The sequence below is a fragment of the Variovorax sp. WS11 genome (assembly GCF_010499245.1).
Lineage (GTDB): Bacteria > Pseudomonadota > Gammaproteobacteria > Burkholderiales > Burkholderiaceae_C > Variovorax.
Window position 1 is genome coordinate 47,124 of record NZ_JAAGOW010000001.1, and the last position, 14,032, is coordinate 61,155.

Consider the following 14,032-nt stretch of genomic DNA (forward strand, 5'->3'; position numbering starts at 1 on the left):
AAGAAATCCGGCGGATTGTGCCGTGCGTTGTAACCCCGCCGCCGCGGACCGCGAAGTAGAAGCGACCGTGCCAAATGCGCGGTTGCAAACTTCACTCAACCACTGGAGCACTATCCATGATCACTCGTCCTCTCGCCATTACCGCCCTCGCCCTCGGCGCCCTCGCCGCCGGTTCCGCCATGGCCCAAGACACGAAGCCGATGGCCGACAAGATGGCCACGATGGAGAAATGCTATGGCGTCTCCATGGCCGGCAAGAACGACTGCGCCGCCGGCCCCGGCACCACCTGCGCCGGCACCTCGAAGGTGGACTACCAGGGCAACGCCTGGAAGAACGTGCCGGCCGGCACCTGCGCCGCGATCAAGACACCCAAGGGCATGGGCTCGCTGACGCCGATCAAGTCCTGATCGATCCCACAGGCCCCTGCGCCACCATGCCCTCCCCGCCTCACCGCCGGCCTCGGCCTCAAGGCCGAGCACTACGACGCTGCCGTGTCGGCGCGGGCCTGCGGCCTGTGGTTCGAAGTGCGACCGGAGAACTCATGGTGGCGGGCGGCTGCGCTCGGCTGGCTCGAGGCGGTGCGCGAGCAGCATCCCGTCTCGCTGCATATGCGTGTCGCTCTCGCTTGCGGGAGAGAGCGAGCCCGATGCCGCGCACCTGCGGCGGCTGGCAGCGCTCGCCGTGCGCATCCGGCCCGCGCTGATTTCCGAACATCTGGCGTGGTCGGCCTGGAACGGCCACTACTTTCCCGACCTGCTGCCCTTTGCCCGCACCACCGAGGCCCTGCACCGCATCGCGGCGAACATCGGCCGCGCGCAGGACGCGCTGGGCACGGCGATCGCGATCGAGAACCCCTCCCACTACCTGCGCTTCGACGGCCACGCCTGGGACGAGATCGATTTCCTCGCCGAGCTGGCGCGCCGCACCGGCTGCACGCTGCTGCTGGACATCAACAACGTCCATGTGTCGGCGCGCAACCTGGGCTACTCGGCCGAGGCCTGGCTCGATCGCTTTCCGCAGGCGCTGGTGAGCGAGATCCATCTCGCCGGCCATTCGCAGGACCCGGCGCTGGGCGAGTCCCTGCTGATCGACTCGCACGATGCACCGGTCGCGCCGGAGGTCTGGGCGCTCTATCGCCGCTTCATCGAGCGCGCCGGCGCGCGGCCCACGCTGATCGAGCGCGATGGCAACGTGCCGGCCTTCGACGCGCTGATGCATGAGCGCAGCATGGCCGAAGCCACGCTGCGCGAGGGCACGCCAACACGTCAGAGTAGGAATGCCAGTCACCCAGCACCCCCTCCACAGATCCGTACGTGCGGAGCTACCGCATACGGCTCCTGCCTTGGGTCATGACGATCAGACGCTGGTTCGGGTACGGGTGGCAGATGTTCGGAACAGGCAGCCAATGCGCCATCAAGCGATACATGCGTCGCCAGGGCAGGTCGCGGCTCTGGCTGCGGCGGCACAGCGTGCGATGCCACAGCCCGACGACCTGATGGCGGAATGTCCTCAGCCGCGCGCCGTTGCACGGCACGCCGAAGTAGCGCGCATGCCCAGTCACCACCGCCCGCAGGTACTGGCCCTGCTCCGGGATGGGTTGGTGCATGCGCCTTCTGAGTTCGAGCTTGATCACCTGCAGTTTGGCGCGCAGGCGTTTGGCACTGGTGAGTCGCAGGACCATGAACTTGCCCTTCCTCGTCGTCCCGCAGCAATGCGTGAACCCCAGGAAGTCGAAGGTCTGCGGCTTGCCTTGTCCCTTGCGGCGTCGGTTCTCGCGGGCGAAGCCGCCGAACTCGATCAGCCGCGTCTTCTCGGGGTGCAGCTTCAGCCCGAACTGGCTCCAGCTGCTCGGCCACCGCGCGCTGGAAGCGCTCGGCATCGTCGCGGAACTGGAACCCGGCAACCCAATCGTCGGCGTAGCGCACGACGATCACGTCGCCTCGGCATGGCGCCCCTCCACTGCTTGACCCACAGGTCGAACGCATAGTGCAGGTAGATGTTGGCCAGCAGCGGGCTGATGCTCCCACCCTGAACCGTACCCAACTCACTTTGCGTCAGCCTGCCGTCTTCCAGCACGCCCGCGTGCAGCCATTTCTTGATCAGCCGCACCACGCGCGCGTCAGCCACGCGGTGTTCGATGAACTTCACCAGCCAGTCCCTTTCGATCGTGTCGAAGAACTTGGCTATGTCCGCATCGAGTATCCAGTTCACTCGTCTGCTGCCACATTCCACCGCCACGGCATCCAGCGCGTTGTGCGCGCTCTTGCCGGGCCTGAAGCCGTAGCTGAACCCGAGGAAGTCCTGCTCGTAGATGGCGTTCAACACTTCGACCGTGGCGCGCTGGACGAGCTTGTCCTCCAGCGCCGGCACGCCCAGCGGGCGCTTCGCTGCCGTCGGCCTTGTCGATGTACACCCTTCTTGACAGGCTGGGGCCGGTAGCCCCTCGGGCCAGCCGCTCGGACAGTTCCAGGAGGTTGCCCCCAGGTCCTGCCCGTACGTTCGTCGCCAGGTCTGGCCGTCCACCCCGGCGGCCGCATCGCGCTTGAGCGCAAGGTAGGCCGCCCGCAGGCGCTCGACCGCGTAGATGTGATGCAGCAGTCCAGTGAACCTGCACCACGACGGCCCTTTGCCGTCTGTCGTATCGCCATCGAGCGCGGTTCCCATGTCATAGACCCGCACCGATCTGCGGGACATGTGCGCCGCGATGGCATTGCCCTTGGCCTGCCGCCTTCCCTCCACCGCCTCCGCCGCCGCAGGAGCTCCCCGCAGCCTTGTTCGGCAGCTTCTTCGGTACTACGCAGCAGTCCGACTTCCCGCGCCCGTGGCTCATCGTCGTACGCCCTGGCTTCACGATGCGCTTCTGCAGCCAGCGCTTCCCAGCGCTGCGCAGAAGGACGCGGGATCTCCGTTCCCGTGCGAGGTGTTTCCGCGCGTGCGCGGGTCTCTGACCGCGCGGGGTCCGATGCCGCCTCGCCAAAGCGGCAGCATCGGTGTGGCCTTCGGCTTTCTCCGACAACCTCGGCACCCCGGACCACCCGCAACTCTCGCCGCGGGGCATGTATTACGCGGCTCGATACCCGGCCCGCGCGTACCCCTGTCAACGCTTCGCCCACACCCTCACGAATGTGTACGCATGACTCGGGGCCGCCGTAGCTGGCTAAGCCTTCAACGTATGACTCTTTCATTCACAACACCTCGCCGGTTTTGACCGGCGCACCGGAGACCCTGGCATGAGCTTTCAGGACGCCTTCGCCCAGGCCCTCTTCGCGCCCGATGCGGCGACGGACCCGGCCGTGCGGCAGCTCGCGGCGCAGCCCGCCTTCGAGGTCTATCGCAACACGGTGATGAAGGGCTGCATCGACGCGCTCGAAGCCAACTTCCCGGCCGTTGCGCGGCTGGTGGGCAGCGAATGGTTCCGCGCCGCCGCTGCGCTGCATGTGGCGGCCAGCCCGCCGCGCGATGGGCGGCTGCTCCACTACGGCGAAGGCTTTGCCGATCTCCTGCAAGGCTTCGAGCCGGCCGCCGAGCTGCCCTACCTGCCCGATGTCGCACGGCTCGATGCGTTGTGGCGCGAGGCCCATGCGGCCGAAAACGCGCCGCTGCTCGACACGGCATGGCTGTCGCGCCAGGCGCCCGAGCGGCTCGCGGCGCTGGTGCTGCCTCCGCATCCGGCGACGCGCTGGGCCTGGTTCGACGCGCAGCCGATCTATAGCATCTGGGCGCGCAACCGTGGCGATCGCAGCGACGAAGAAGAGCTTGACTGGCACGGCGAAGGCGCACTTCTCACGCGCCCTGACGACGCCGTGACCTGGCGTCCCATCAGCCGCGCGGCCTGCGCCTTCCTGGATGCCTGCGCCAACGGCTTGCCGCTGGGCGACGCCGCCGAGCAGGCCTTGGCCCTCGATGCCGATTGCGACCTCGCAGCGCTGCTCGAAGCCCTGCTGCGCGCCGGCGCCTTCGCCCACCCCACCGCTCCTTCCACCGAAAGCACCCCATGAGCTCGAACACCGCCACCTCCGCTCCCCTCGCAGCCGATGGCGCGCATGGCCTTCGCGCACGTTGGAACCGGCTGGCCGGGCTGCTCACGCGCCTCGTCTCGCACGACCTGCTGGCGCTGGCCACGCGCGTGGGCGTCGCCGCGATCTTCTTTCTCTCGGGGCGCACCAAGGTCGAAGGTTTCCTCACGCTGACGCCGAGCGCCTACGAGCTGTTCCGCACCGAGTACAAGCTGCCGCTGCTGCCACCGGAGCTCGCGGCCCATCTCGCGGCCTACGCCGAGCACCTGTTCCCGGTGCTGCTGGTGCTGGGCCTCTTCACACGCCTGTCGGCCCTGGCGCTGCTGGGCATGACGCTGGTGATCCAGCTCTTCGTCTACCCCGACGCATGGCCCTCGCACCTGTCGTGGGCGGCGCTGCTGCTCTATCTCGTCGGACGCGGCGGGGGCACGCTTTCGCTCGACCGGGTGTTGCGCATCGCCTAATCGCCCACGGTGCGCGGCTTGCCAGCCGCAGAAGCCCTCGCTACATTGTGTTTTTGAGGGCCTGCAATGTCCGTTGACGCCGTTCCGACTCCTTCCACGCCGACGCTTTCCCGGAATCCTTCCGAGCTCCCCCTCCGCGCCGGCCTCCACCACGCCGGCCTCTGCATCCCCGCAACGGCCGCACATCCGCCTGACTTCGCATGCCGGCGGCATGGGCGCGCTGCCCATCCAGTGGGGCGCCGCCAACGCCGCCGAGCGCGGGCCGGTGGTGGGCACCACCACCAAGCGCGCGCATCGCAACGTGATCGGCACGCACAGCGGCTCCTACAGCGTCTATCGCGCGCTGGCCGTGGCGGCCGGCGCGCTCAAGCGCGAGCACAAGGCCGACCTGACCAACACCGCGCCCACCGACGTGGTCGGGCCTTACCCGCAATGGGGCGAGCCGGGCCGCATCGTCTCGCTCGACCCCTGGGGCGCGGTGGTGGCCGATGCCTTCGCGGCCGAGCTGGCGGCCGGCTACGACATCCGCCCGACCATCGCGATCACCAAGGCGCATGTGATCCTGCCCGAGGTCATCGAGGGGCTGCAGAAGGGCCGGCTGGTGGCCGACGGCAAGTTCCTCACGCCCGGCGGCGCGGCCGTCGTCACCAAGGCGGCGATCGAACCGGTCTGGTATCTGCCTGAGGTGGCCCGCCGCTTTGGCTGCTCCGAGACCGACCTGCGCCGTGTGCTCTTCGAAGAAACCGGCGGCATGTACCCCGAGCTCGTGACCCGCTCCGACCTCGAGGTCTTCCTGCCGCCCATCGGCGGCCAGACGCTCTACATCTTCGGCAACCCTCGCGACCTGGCCAACCCGGAGGTCGAGCTCACGGCGCGCATCCACGACGAGTGCAACGGCTCCGACGTCTTCGGCTCCGACATCTGCACCTGCCGCCCCTATCTCACGCATGCGATCGAGGAGTGCATCCGCGGCGCGCAGCGCGGCGGGGTGGGCCTCATCGCCTACTCGCGCAAGGAAGGCCGTGCGCTCGGCGAGGTGACCAAGTTCCTGGTCTACAACGCGCGCAAGCGCCAGGTGGGCGGCGACACGGCCGACCAGTACTTCGCCCGCACCGAGTGCGTGGCCGGCGTGCAGGACATGCGCTTCCAGGAGCTGATGCCCGACGTCTTCCACTGGCTCGGCATCCGCAAGATCCACCGCCTGGTGTCGATGAGCAACATGAAGTTCGACGCCATCGCCGGCTCGGGCATCGAGATCGGCGAGCGGGTGAACATCCCCGACGAGCTGATCCCCGCCGACGCGCGGGTCGAGATGGACGCCAAGATGGCGGCCGGCTACTTCACGCCCGGCGTCGTGCCCGACGCCGAGGAACTCAAGAAGGCCAAGGGAAGGACACTCGATCCATGAGCAAAGACAACTACGGGCTCGACCCCGACCGGCCCACTTCGAATGCGGCTGTTCGCCATGCCGACGCCGACGGCCATGTCGACCCCGCACTCGAGTTCGTCGAAGACACCGCCCACCCCGCCGGCGCCGTGGCCTTTCTGCGCACCACGCGCGCGATCCGCATCCGCGCCGCCGCGCTGCTGGCGCATGCGCGGCGCGGCGAATCGGAGTGGTTCACCATCGGCGACGAGGCGGCGCTCGAGGAGACCGCGCGCGCCGTGGCGGGGGTGACGCACGAACGCTATCCCTCCGGCCCCATCCCCTTTCACAGCCGCTGGCGCCACTTCGAGGCTGGCGACGTGAACCGGATGGAAGAGCTCGACCGCCTGCTAGGCCATCTGAACCCGACGGAGCGCGCCCGCGCCCATATCGACCTGGTGCTGGTGAGCGTGCTGCTCGATGCCGGCGCCGGCCCCTACTGGCACTACACCGAGCCTGCCACCGGCAAGCGCTTCACGCGCTCCGAAGGGCTGGGTGTCGCGAGCTTCCATGCCTTCACCGGCGGCCTGTTCTCCTCCGACCCCGATCGCCCGCTGCAGGCCGATGCCGCAGGGCTGCGCGGCCTGGTGACCGACCGGCTGGGCGATGCCTTCCAGGTCAGCGACATGAACCAGCTGGTGGGGCTCTCCGGCCGCGCCACCCTGCTGCGCCGCCTGGGCGAGGCCATGAGCGAGCAGCCCGAGACCTTCGGCGACGACGGCCGCCCGGGCGGCATCTTCAACGCGCTGGTCAGCCCCCTCGGCCCCACCGCGCCGCCGACGGCCGAAGTCACCGCACACGACATCCTTTCGCTGCTGCTCGAATCGCTGTCGGGCATCTGGCCCGCCGCCAACTTCATCGACAGCCTCGCGGCCGACGGCAGCGACGCAGCGGGCGGCATCCCCTCGGGCGATCCCGCGCTGGCGCTAGGCGACTGCTGGCGCCACCGCGCCGTGCGCGGGCCCGGGCTGACCAACGGCTGGATGCCCTTCCACAAGCTCTCACAGTGGCTCACCTACTCGCTGATCGAGCCCTTCGAATGGGCAGGCGTCAGGGTGCGCCACCTGGAGGCGCTCACCGCCCTGCCGGAGTACCGCAACGGCGGGCTGCTGCTCGACAGCGGCGTGATAGTGCCGCGGGACCCAGCCCTGCTGGAGCGCACCTGGAAGACCGGCGACGAGTTCATCGTCGAATGGCGCGCGCTGACCATCGCACTGCTCGACGAGCTGGCGCCGCGCGTGCGCAAGGCGCTCGGCCGCAGCGAGGAAGAGCTGCCGCTGGCTCGCGTGCTGGAGGGCGGCACCTGGGCCGCGGGCCGCGTGCTGGCACAGCGCTTGCGTGGCGGCACACCGCCTCTGCGCATCGAAAGCGACGGCACGGTCTTCTAGACTCCCTCCTTTCGAAAAACGCCAGGAAGCCCTTTCTCATGAGCAACGTCCACCTCGTCGATCATCCCCTCGTCCAGCACAAGCTCACGCTGATGCGCCGCAAGGAGGCCAGCACCAACAGCTTCCGGCGCCTCCTCAACGAGATCAGCATGCTGATGGCCTACGAGGTCACGCGCGACATGGCGATGCAGGACATCGAGATCGAGACACCGCTCGAGACCATGAACGCCAAGGTGATCGACGGCAAGAAGGTGGTGCTGGTGTCCATCCTGCGCGCCGGCACCGGCATCCTCGACGGCATGCTCAGCGTGGTGCCCGGCGCGCGCGTGGGCCACATCGGCCTGTACCGCGACCCGAAGACGCTGACCGCGGTCGAGTACTACTTCAAGATGCCCGGCGAGATGGGCGAGCGCGACTGCATCGTGGTCGACCCGATGCTGGCCACAGGCAACTCGGCGGTCGCGGCGGTGGAGCGGCTCAAGGAGCTGAACCCGAAGTCGATCAAGTTCGTGTGCCTGCTGACCTGTCCCGAAGGGATCCGCAACATGCAGGCGGCGCACCCCGATGTGCCGATCTACACAGCCGCGATTGACCGCGAGCTCAACAGCCACGGCTACATCCTGCCTGGCCTAGGAGATGCAGGCGACCGCATCTTCGGCACCAAGTAAACAAACAAGCTTCCATCAACGAGGAGAGAGTTCGTGCCCCTACGCCGTCACCTGATCGTCCGTTCCGTCGCCATCGCCGCAGCGCTCGCGGCCGGCGCGCCCTGCCTTGCGCTCGCGCAAGCCAAGCTCAAGGTGGCGGCGGTCTACACCGTGCCCTTCGAGCAGCAATGGGTGGGCCGTATCCACAAGGCATTGAAGGCGGCCGAAGCGCGTGGCGAGATCGAGTACAAGGCCACCGAGAACGTCTCCAACGCAGACTACGAGCGCGTGATGCGCGAGTACGCGCAGGCCGGCAACCAGCTGATCCTCGGCGAGGTCTTCGGCGTCGAGGCCGCGGCGCGCAAGGTCGCGAAGGACTTCCCGAAAACGGCCTTCCTGATGGGCTCCTCGCTGAAGCCGCAGGCGCCCAACTTCTCGGTCTTCGACAACTACATCCAGGAGCCGGCCTATCTCTCCGGCATGGTGGCCGGCGGCATGACCAAGACCAACAAGATCGGCATGGTCGGCGGCTTCCCCATTCCCGAGGTCAACCGGCTGATGAACGCCTTCATGGCCGGCGCAAAGGAAACCAACCCCAAGGTGGAGTTCAGCGTGAGCTTCATCAACAGCTGGTTCGACCCGCCCAAGGCCAAGGAGGCCGCCTTCGCGATGATCGACAAGGGCGCCGACCTGATGTATGCCGAGCGCTTCGGCGTCAGCGACGCAGCCAAGGAAAAGGGCAAGCTCGCCATCGGCAACGTGATCGACACGCAGGACAAGTACCCCGACACCGTGGTGGCCTCGGCACTGTGGAACTTCGAGCCCTCGGCCGACCGCGCGATCAAGCTGGTGAAGGAAGGCAAGTTCGCCGCCGAGGACTACGGCCCCTATTCGATGATGAAGCACAAGGGCTCCGAGCTGGCGCCGCTCGGCACTTTCGAGAAGAAGGTGCCGCCGGAGATCTTGGCCAAGGTCAAGGCGAGAGAGGCCGAGATCCTCTCCGGAAAATTCACCGTCAAGGTCAACGATAGCCAACCGAAATCCACCGCCAAGTAAGCGCGATGGATGGTTCCTGCTCCCTCTCCCGCTTGCGGGAGAGGGTTGGGGTGAGGGCACCGGGCCGTGGATAGCGCTCAGCCTCAACAACCGCCCGCTGCCCTCACCCCCGCCCTCTCCCGCAAGCGGGAGAGGGAGCAAGAGAGCGTCCTCTCGCTGCGCGGCATCAGCAAGCGCTTCGGCACCTTGGTCGCCAACGACGCGATCTCGCTCGAACTGAAGGCCGGCGAGGTGCTGGCTCTCCTGGGCGAGAACGGCGCCGGCAAGTCCACGCTGATGTCGATCCTCTTCGGCCACTACACCGCCGACGAAGGCGAGATCGAGGTCTTCGGCCGGCCGCTGGCGCCCGGCCTGCCCAAGGCGGCGCTGGCCGCAGGCATCGGCATGGTGCACCAGCACTTCACGCTGGCCGACAACCTGAGCGTGCTAGACAACGTGATGATGGGCACCGAGCCCTGGTGGCAGCCCTTCTCGCGGCGTGCCGCCGCGCGCGCCAGGCTGCTCGAGGTCTCGCAGCGCTTCGGCCTGCCGGTGCAGCCGGAGGCCCGGGTCGGCAGCCTGTCGGTGGGCGAGCGGCAGCGGGTGGAGATCCTCAAGGCGTTGTACCGGGGCGCGCGCATCCTGATCCTCGACGAGCCCACCGCCGTTCTCACCCCGCAGGAAAGCGAGGCGCTGTTCCACACGCTCGCGCAGATGGTGGCCGGCGGGCTCTCGATCATCTTCATCAGCCACAAGCTGGACGAGGTGCTGCGCGTCTCGCACCGCATCGCGGTGCTGCGCGGCGGCAGGCTGGTGGCCGAGGCGCCCACGCGCGAGACCACGCAGGCGCAGCTGGCGCTGTGGATGGTCGGCCATGCGGTGGAGGGCGTGATGCGGACGCCGGCGCGGCAGGTGGGCGATGCGGTGTGCGTGCTCGACCACGTGCGCACCGCCGGCGAGGGGCACGACCGGCTGCTCGATGTCTCGCTCGCCCTGCGCGCCGGCGAGATCACGGCCGTGGCGGGCGTCTCCGGCAACGGGCAGGTCGCGCTGGCGGAGCTGCTTTGCGGCACGCGCCGCGCGACCGGCGGCAGCGTGCAGCTGATGGGACGCGCCCTGCCCGCCTCGCCCGCTCGCCTGGTCCGGCGCGGCGTGGCCCGCATTCCGGAGGACCGGCACGCAGTCGGCGTGGTGGGCGACCTGCCGGTGTGGGAGAACGCGGTCTCCGAGCGGCTTCGCAACGCCGGCTTCTCGCGCTGGCTCTGGGTGCGGCGCGCGGCGGCGCGTGCCCATGCACGCCGCGTCGAGCAGGCCTTCGACGTGCGCGGCGCCGGGCTGGACGCGCCGGCGCGCGCGCTCTCGGGCGGCAACATGCAAAAGCTCATCCTCGGCCGTGCGCTGCTGGCGCCGGATGCGGCAAAGAACAAGACAGCGCGCCTGATCGTCGCGCACCAGCCCACATGGGGCCTGGACATCGGCGCGGTCGCCTACGTGCAGCAGCAGCTGATCGCGGCACGCGATGCCGGCGCCGCGGTGCTGCTGATTTCCGATGACCTCGACGAGGTGCTGGCGCTGGGGGACCGGGTCGCCGTGATGCACGGCGGCCGGCTGGGCGAGCCACGCCCCGCTTCGGCTTGGACGCGCGAAGCCATCGGGCTGGCGATGGCAGGCTCTCCAGGATGAGACTGGAGCGTCGACACGAAGCTTCGCGCGCCGCGCTGCTGCTGGCGCCCGTCGGCGCGATCGGCTTCACCCTGCTGGTCAGCGCGCTGCTGGTGCTGTGGGCCGGCGCGCCGGTGGGCCGTACCTATGCGCTGCTGCTGCAGGGCGGCTTCGGCTCGGTCTTCGCCTGGAGCGAGACGCTCACGCGCGCCACGCCGCTGATCCTCACCGGCCTGGCCGCCACCGTCGCATTCAAGGCCCGGCTCTTCAACATCGGCGCCGAGGGGCAGTTCTACGGCGGCGCGCTCGCTGCCGTGGCGGTGGGCGGCATGCATGGCGGCACCGGCTTCGCGCTGCCGATCTGGCTGCTCTTCCCGCTGATGATGGCGGCCGCCGCCTGCGTCGGCGCCCTGCTGCTGCTGGGCCCCGCGCTGATGAAGAACAAGCTGGGCGTGGACGAGGTGGTGACCACGCTGCTGATCAACTTCATCGTGCTGCTCGGCGTCTCGGCGCTGCTCGACGGGCCGATGAAGGACCCGACGGCGATGGGCTGGCCGCAGAGCGTGTCGCTGCAGTCCGAGCTGGAACTGGGCCGGTTGATTGCCCAGACCCGCGTCCACACCGGCCTGATGTGGGCCGGCGCGCTGGCCCTGCTGGCCTGGGTGCTCTTCAAGTACACGGTGATCGGCTTCGACATCCGCGCGCTGGGCGCCAATGCGCGGGCGGCGGCCTTCGCCGGCGTGCCGGTCACGCGCACCGTGGTGCTGGTGGCCTTGATCTCGGGCGCGCTGGCGGGGCTGGCCGGCGCCATCGAGGTGGCGGGCCGCACCAGCTACGTCACGCTCGACATGTCGCCCGGCTACGGCTACAGCGGCATTGTGATCGCGATGCTGGCCGGGCTGCATCCGCTGGGCGTGCTGGCCGCGGGCGTGTTCGTGGCCGGCGTGCAGGTGGGGGCAGACACGATGAGCCGGGCGATCGGCGTGCCGACCTATATCGCCGATGTGATCGTGGCCGCCTCGCTGATCGCAGTGCTGGTGGCCACGCTGCTCACGCAATATCGCCTGCGATGGAAATAGCCGACATCCTCTCCAACCAGGCCTTCTGGGTGGCGGTGCTGCGCATCGCCACGCCGCTGATCTTCGGCACGCTGGGCGTGCTGCTGTGCGAGCGCGCGGGCGTGTTGAACCTCGGCATCGAGGGCATCATGGTCGCGGGCGCTTTCACCGGATGGCTCACGGTGTATGCCGGCGCGCCCTTGTGGGCGGGCGTGGCGGTGGCCGCGCTCACGGGTGCGGTCTTCGGCTTGCTGCATGCCCTGCTCACCGTAGGCCTCGCACTGTCGCAGCACGTGTCGGGCCTCGGCATCACGCTGCTGGCGACGGCGCTCAGCTATTACGGTTACCGCGTGAGCTTCCCGAAGGTCAACGCGCCGCCGACGGTCACGCCCTTCGCGCCGATGGAGTGGCTGCCCATCCCCGTGCTCGACGCGCAGACGCCGCTCACGCTGCTGGCGCTGCTGCTGGTGCCGCTGCTGGCGTACTTGCTCTACCGCACGCCGCTGGGCCTGGCACTGCGCATGGTGGGCGAGAACCCGCAGGCGGCCGAGGGCCAGGGCGTGTCGGTCGCGGCCACACGCACCGGCGCCATCGTGGCCGGCTCGGCGCTGATGGGCGTGGCGGGCTCCTTCCTCACGCTCTCGGCCTTCAACGCCTTCTTCTTCAACATGGTCAACGGGCGCGGCTGGATCTGCGTGGCACTGGTCGTGTTCGCCTCCTGGCGGCCGGGCAAGGCCCTGCTGGGTGCCTTGCTGTTCGCCTTCTTCGACGCACTGCAGCTGCGGCTGCAACAATCGGGCGACGCGCTGCTGCCCTACCAGCTGTACCTGATGCTGCCCTATGTGCTGTCGATCGTGGCGCTGGTGCTGGTGGCGCGCAAGGCCGGCTATCCGCAGGCCCTCATGAAGCCCTATCGCAAGGGAGAACGCTGACGCCATGCTCGACCTACTGGTTCACAACGCCACGCTGCCCGACGGCCGCACCGACATGTCCATCGCCGTGCAGGACGGCCGCATCGCCGAAGTGACGGCGGGCCTCGATGCACCGGCGCACGAGAAGCTCGATGCCCAAGGCCTGCTGGTCGCCCCGCATTTCGTCGATCCGCATTTCCACATGGACGCCACGCTGAGCTACGGCCTGCCGCGGGTCAACCAGAGCGGCACGCTGCTCGAAGGCATCGCGCTATGGGGCGAGCTCAAGCCACTGCTCACCGCCGAGGCGCTGATCGAGCGTGCGATGGCCTACTGCGACTGGGCGGTGGCCAAAGGGCTGCTGGCGATCCGCAGCCATGTCGACACCAGCGATCCGAGCCTGCTCGCCGTCGATGCGCTGCTCGAGGTCAAGAAGCGGGTCGCGCCCTACCTCACCCTGCAGCTCGTCGCCTTCCCGCAGGACGGCGTCTTGCGCACGCCGGGCGGCGTCGACAACCTGAAGCGCGCGCTCGACAAGGGCGTGGACGTGGTCGGCGGCATTCCGCACTTCGAGCGCACCATGGCCGACGGCGCCGCCAGCGTGAAGCTGCTGTGCGAGCTGGCCGCCGAGCGCGGCCTGCCGGTGGACATGCACTGCGACGAATCGGACGACCCGCTCTCGCGCCACATCGAGACCCTGGCCTTCGAGGCGCAGCGGCTCGGGCTGCAGGGGCGCGTGACCGGCTCGCACTGCACCTCCATGCATTCGATGGACAACTACTACGTGAGCAAGCTGCTGCCGCTCATCGCCGAAGCCGGTGTCGGCGTGGTGGCCAATCCACTGATCAACATCACGCTGCAGGGCCGGCACGACAGCTACCCCAAGCGCCGCGGCATGACGCGCGTACCCGAGCTGATGGCCCAGGGCGTGAACGTCGCCTTCGGCCACGACTGCGTGATGGACCCGTGGTACGGCATGGGCTCGGGCGACATGCTGGAAGTGGCGCACATGGGCCTGCATGTGGCGCAGATGACCAGCCAGCAGGGCATCCGGCAGTGCTTCGACGCGGTGACGACGAATGCCGCGAAGGTCTTCGGGCTCGAAGGCTACGGCCTGGAGGCGGGTTGCGATGCGAGCTTCGTGCTGCTGCAGGCGCGCGATCCCATCGAGGCGATCCGGCTGCGCGCGTCGCGGCTCAAGGTGTATCGCAAGGGCCTCCTGCTGGCGCAGACGCCGCCGGCCACGGCCGCCCTGCATCTCTCCGGCCGCCCGCCCACGACCGGCTGGATGATTCCCAGGCCCTGATCAGCCCTCCAGCGCCACGCTGAAGCCCACCGTGGTCACGCCGCCGTCGGAACGCGCGAACACGGCGCCGGGATTGGAGAAGCTCACCTCGGCCGGATGACGTTGCTATCAGCTTCGGA

Annotated in this window: 13 protein-coding genes and 1 pseudogene; 12 read left to right on the top strand and 2 right to left on the bottom strand. The window is 68.8% G+C overall.

What is annotated here, in order from left to right; all coding sequences use genetic code 11:
* Window positions 1-116: 116 nt before the first annotated feature.
* Both GXN78_RS00270 and GXN78_RS00275 read left to right on the top strand, forming a co-directional pair.
* On the top strand, window positions 117-407 hold the full coding sequence (locus tag GXN78_RS00270; protein WP_106556607.1) for a DUF2282 domain-containing protein: 291 nt from the start codon (window positions 117-119) through the stop codon (window positions 405-407).
* A gap of 3 nt (window positions 408-410) precedes the next feature.
* Window positions 411-1,353, top strand: a pseudogene (locus GXN78_RS00275) (DUF692 domain-containing protein).
* On the opposite strand, the gene GXN78_RS42130 reads toward GXN78_RS00275, so the two are convergent.
* Together GXN78_RS42130 and GXN78_RS42135 are read right to left on the bottom strand one after the other, a co-directional pair.
* Window positions 1,322-1,879, bottom strand: coding sequence for a hypothetical protein (locus GXN78_RS42130; RefSeq protein ID WP_343231005.1), 558 nt, complete (start codon window positions 1,877-1,879; stop codon window positions 1,322-1,324). The pseudogene GXN78_RS00275 and the gene GXN78_RS42130 overlap by 32 nt on opposite strands.
* Window positions 1,825-2,664, bottom strand: coding sequence for a reverse transcriptase domain-containing protein (locus GXN78_RS42135; protein WP_343231006.1), 840 nt, complete (start codon window positions 2,662-2,664; stop codon window positions 1,825-1,827). Before GXN78_RS42135 ends, GXN78_RS42130 begins: the two co-directional genes overlap by 55 nt.
* Window positions 2,665-3,230: 566 nt before the next feature.
* Here GXN78_RS42135 and GXN78_RS00285 point away from each other — a divergent pair.
* The 10 genes from GXN78_RS00285 to GXN78_RS00330 all read left to right on the top strand — a co-directional run bounded on the left by GXN78_RS00285 (window position 3,231) and on the right by GXN78_RS00330 (window position 13,913).
* Window positions 3,231-3,998 (top strand): DNA-binding domain-containing protein, encoded by a 768-nt coding sequence (locus tag GXN78_RS00285; protein ID WP_106559559.1) that lies wholly within the window; start codon window positions 3,231-3,233, stop codon window positions 3,996-3,998.
* Window positions 3,995-4,480 (top strand): DoxX family protein, encoded by a 486-nt coding sequence (locus GXN78_RS00290; RefSeq protein ID WP_106559558.1) that lies wholly within the window; start codon window positions 3,995-3,997, stop codon window positions 4,478-4,480. Before GXN78_RS00285 ends, GXN78_RS00290 begins: the two co-directional genes overlap by 4 nt.
* Before the next feature lie 211 nt (window positions 4,481-4,691).
* Window positions 4,692-5,888, top strand: a complete 1,197-nt coding sequence (locus GXN78_RS00295; RefSeq protein ID WP_239142556.1) for a GTP cyclohydrolase II — start codon at window positions 4,692-4,694, stop codon at window positions 5,886-5,888.
* Window positions 5,885-7,294: a URC4/urg3 family protein gene (locus GXN78_RS00300; protein ID WP_106559556.1), complete on the top strand. Its 1,410-nt coding sequence runs from the start codon at window positions 5,885-5,887 to the stop codon at window positions 7,292-7,294. The genes GXN78_RS00295 and GXN78_RS00300 overlap by 4 nt, the downstream gene beginning before the upstream one ends.
* 38 nt (window positions 7,295-7,332) lie before the next feature.
* Window positions 7,333-7,962, top strand: coding sequence for a uracil phosphoribosyltransferase (upp, locus tag GXN78_RS00305; RefSeq protein WP_106559555.1), 630 nt, complete (start codon window positions 7,333-7,335; stop codon window positions 7,960-7,962).
* A gap of 33 nt (window positions 7,963-7,995) precedes the next feature.
* Window positions 7,996-8,997, top strand: coding sequence for a BMP family protein (locus GXN78_RS00310; RefSeq protein WP_106559554.1), 1,002 nt, complete (start codon window positions 7,996-7,998; stop codon window positions 8,995-8,997).
* 156 nt (window positions 8,998-9,153) lie between these two features.
* The gene (locus GXN78_RS00315) at window positions 9,154-10,659 is read left to right on the top strand and encodes an ABC transporter ATP-binding protein (RefSeq protein ID WP_239142783.1); all 1,506 of its coding nucleotides are present in this window, start codon (window positions 9,154-9,156) and stop codon (window positions 10,657-10,659) included.
* The gene (locus GXN78_RS00320) at window positions 10,656-11,717 is read left to right on the top strand and encodes an ABC transporter permease (protein ID WP_106559552.1); all 1,062 of its coding nucleotides are present in this window, start codon (window positions 10,656-10,658) and stop codon (window positions 11,715-11,717) included. Before GXN78_RS00315 ends, GXN78_RS00320 begins: the two co-directional genes overlap by 4 nt.
* Window positions 11,708-12,628 carry an ABC transporter permease gene (locus GXN78_RS00325; RefSeq protein WP_106559551.1) on the top strand — a complete coding sequence of 307 codons (921 nt, stop codon included), beginning with the start codon at window positions 11,708-11,710 and terminating at the stop codon, window positions 12,626-12,628. The genes GXN78_RS00320 and GXN78_RS00325 overlap by 10 nt, the downstream gene beginning before the upstream one ends.
* 4 nt (window positions 12,629-12,632) lie before the next feature.
* Window positions 12,633-13,913, top strand: a complete 1,281-nt coding sequence (locus GXN78_RS00330; protein WP_106559550.1) for an amidohydrolase family protein — start codon at window positions 12,633-12,635, stop codon at window positions 13,911-13,913.
* Window positions 13,914-14,032 lie beyond the last annotated feature (119 nt).

Excerpts from the sequence above, each read along its gene's own strand:
- GXN78_RS00270 (WP_106556607.1), top strand. The coding sequence starts at position 117 with ATGATCACTCGTCCTCTCGCCATTACCGCCCTCGCCCTCGGCGCCCTC.
- GXN78_RS42130 (WP_343231005.1), bottom strand. The coding sequence starts at position 1,879 with ATGCCGAGCGCTTCCAGCGCGCGGTGGCCGAGCAGCTGGAGCCAGTTC.
- GXN78_RS42135 (WP_343231006.1), bottom strand. The coding sequence starts at position 2,664 with ATGGGAACCGCGCTCGATGGCGATACGACAGACGGCAAAGGGCCGTCG.
- GXN78_RS00285 (WP_106559559.1), top strand. The coding sequence starts at position 3,231 with ATGAGCTTTCAGGACGCCTTCGCCCAGGCCCTCTTCGCGCCCGATGCG.
- GXN78_RS00290 (WP_106559558.1), top strand. The coding sequence starts at position 3,995 with ATGAGCTCGAACACCGCCACCTCCGCTCCCCTCGCAGCCGATGGCGCG.
- GXN78_RS00295 (WP_239142556.1), top strand. The coding sequence starts at position 4,692 with ATGGGCGCGCTGCCCATCCAGTGGGGCGCCGCCAACGCCGCCGAGCGC.
- GXN78_RS00300 (WP_106559556.1), top strand. The coding sequence starts at position 5,885 with ATGAGCAAAGACAACTACGGGCTCGACCCCGACCGGCCCACTTCGAAT.
- upp (WP_106559555.1), top strand. The coding sequence starts at position 7,333 with ATGAGCAACGTCCACCTCGTCGATCATCCCCTCGTCCAGCACAAGCTC.
- GXN78_RS00320 (WP_106559552.1), top strand. The coding sequence starts at position 10,656 with ATGAGACTGGAGCGTCGACACGAAGCTTCGCGCGCCGCGCTGCTGCTG.
- GXN78_RS00325 (WP_106559551.1), top strand. The coding sequence starts at position 11,708 with ATGGAAATAGCCGACATCCTCTCCAACCAGGCCTTCTGGGTGGCGGTG.
- GXN78_RS00330 (WP_106559550.1), top strand. The coding sequence starts at position 12,633 with ATGCTCGACCTACTGGTTCACAACGCCACGCTGCCCGACGGCCGCACC.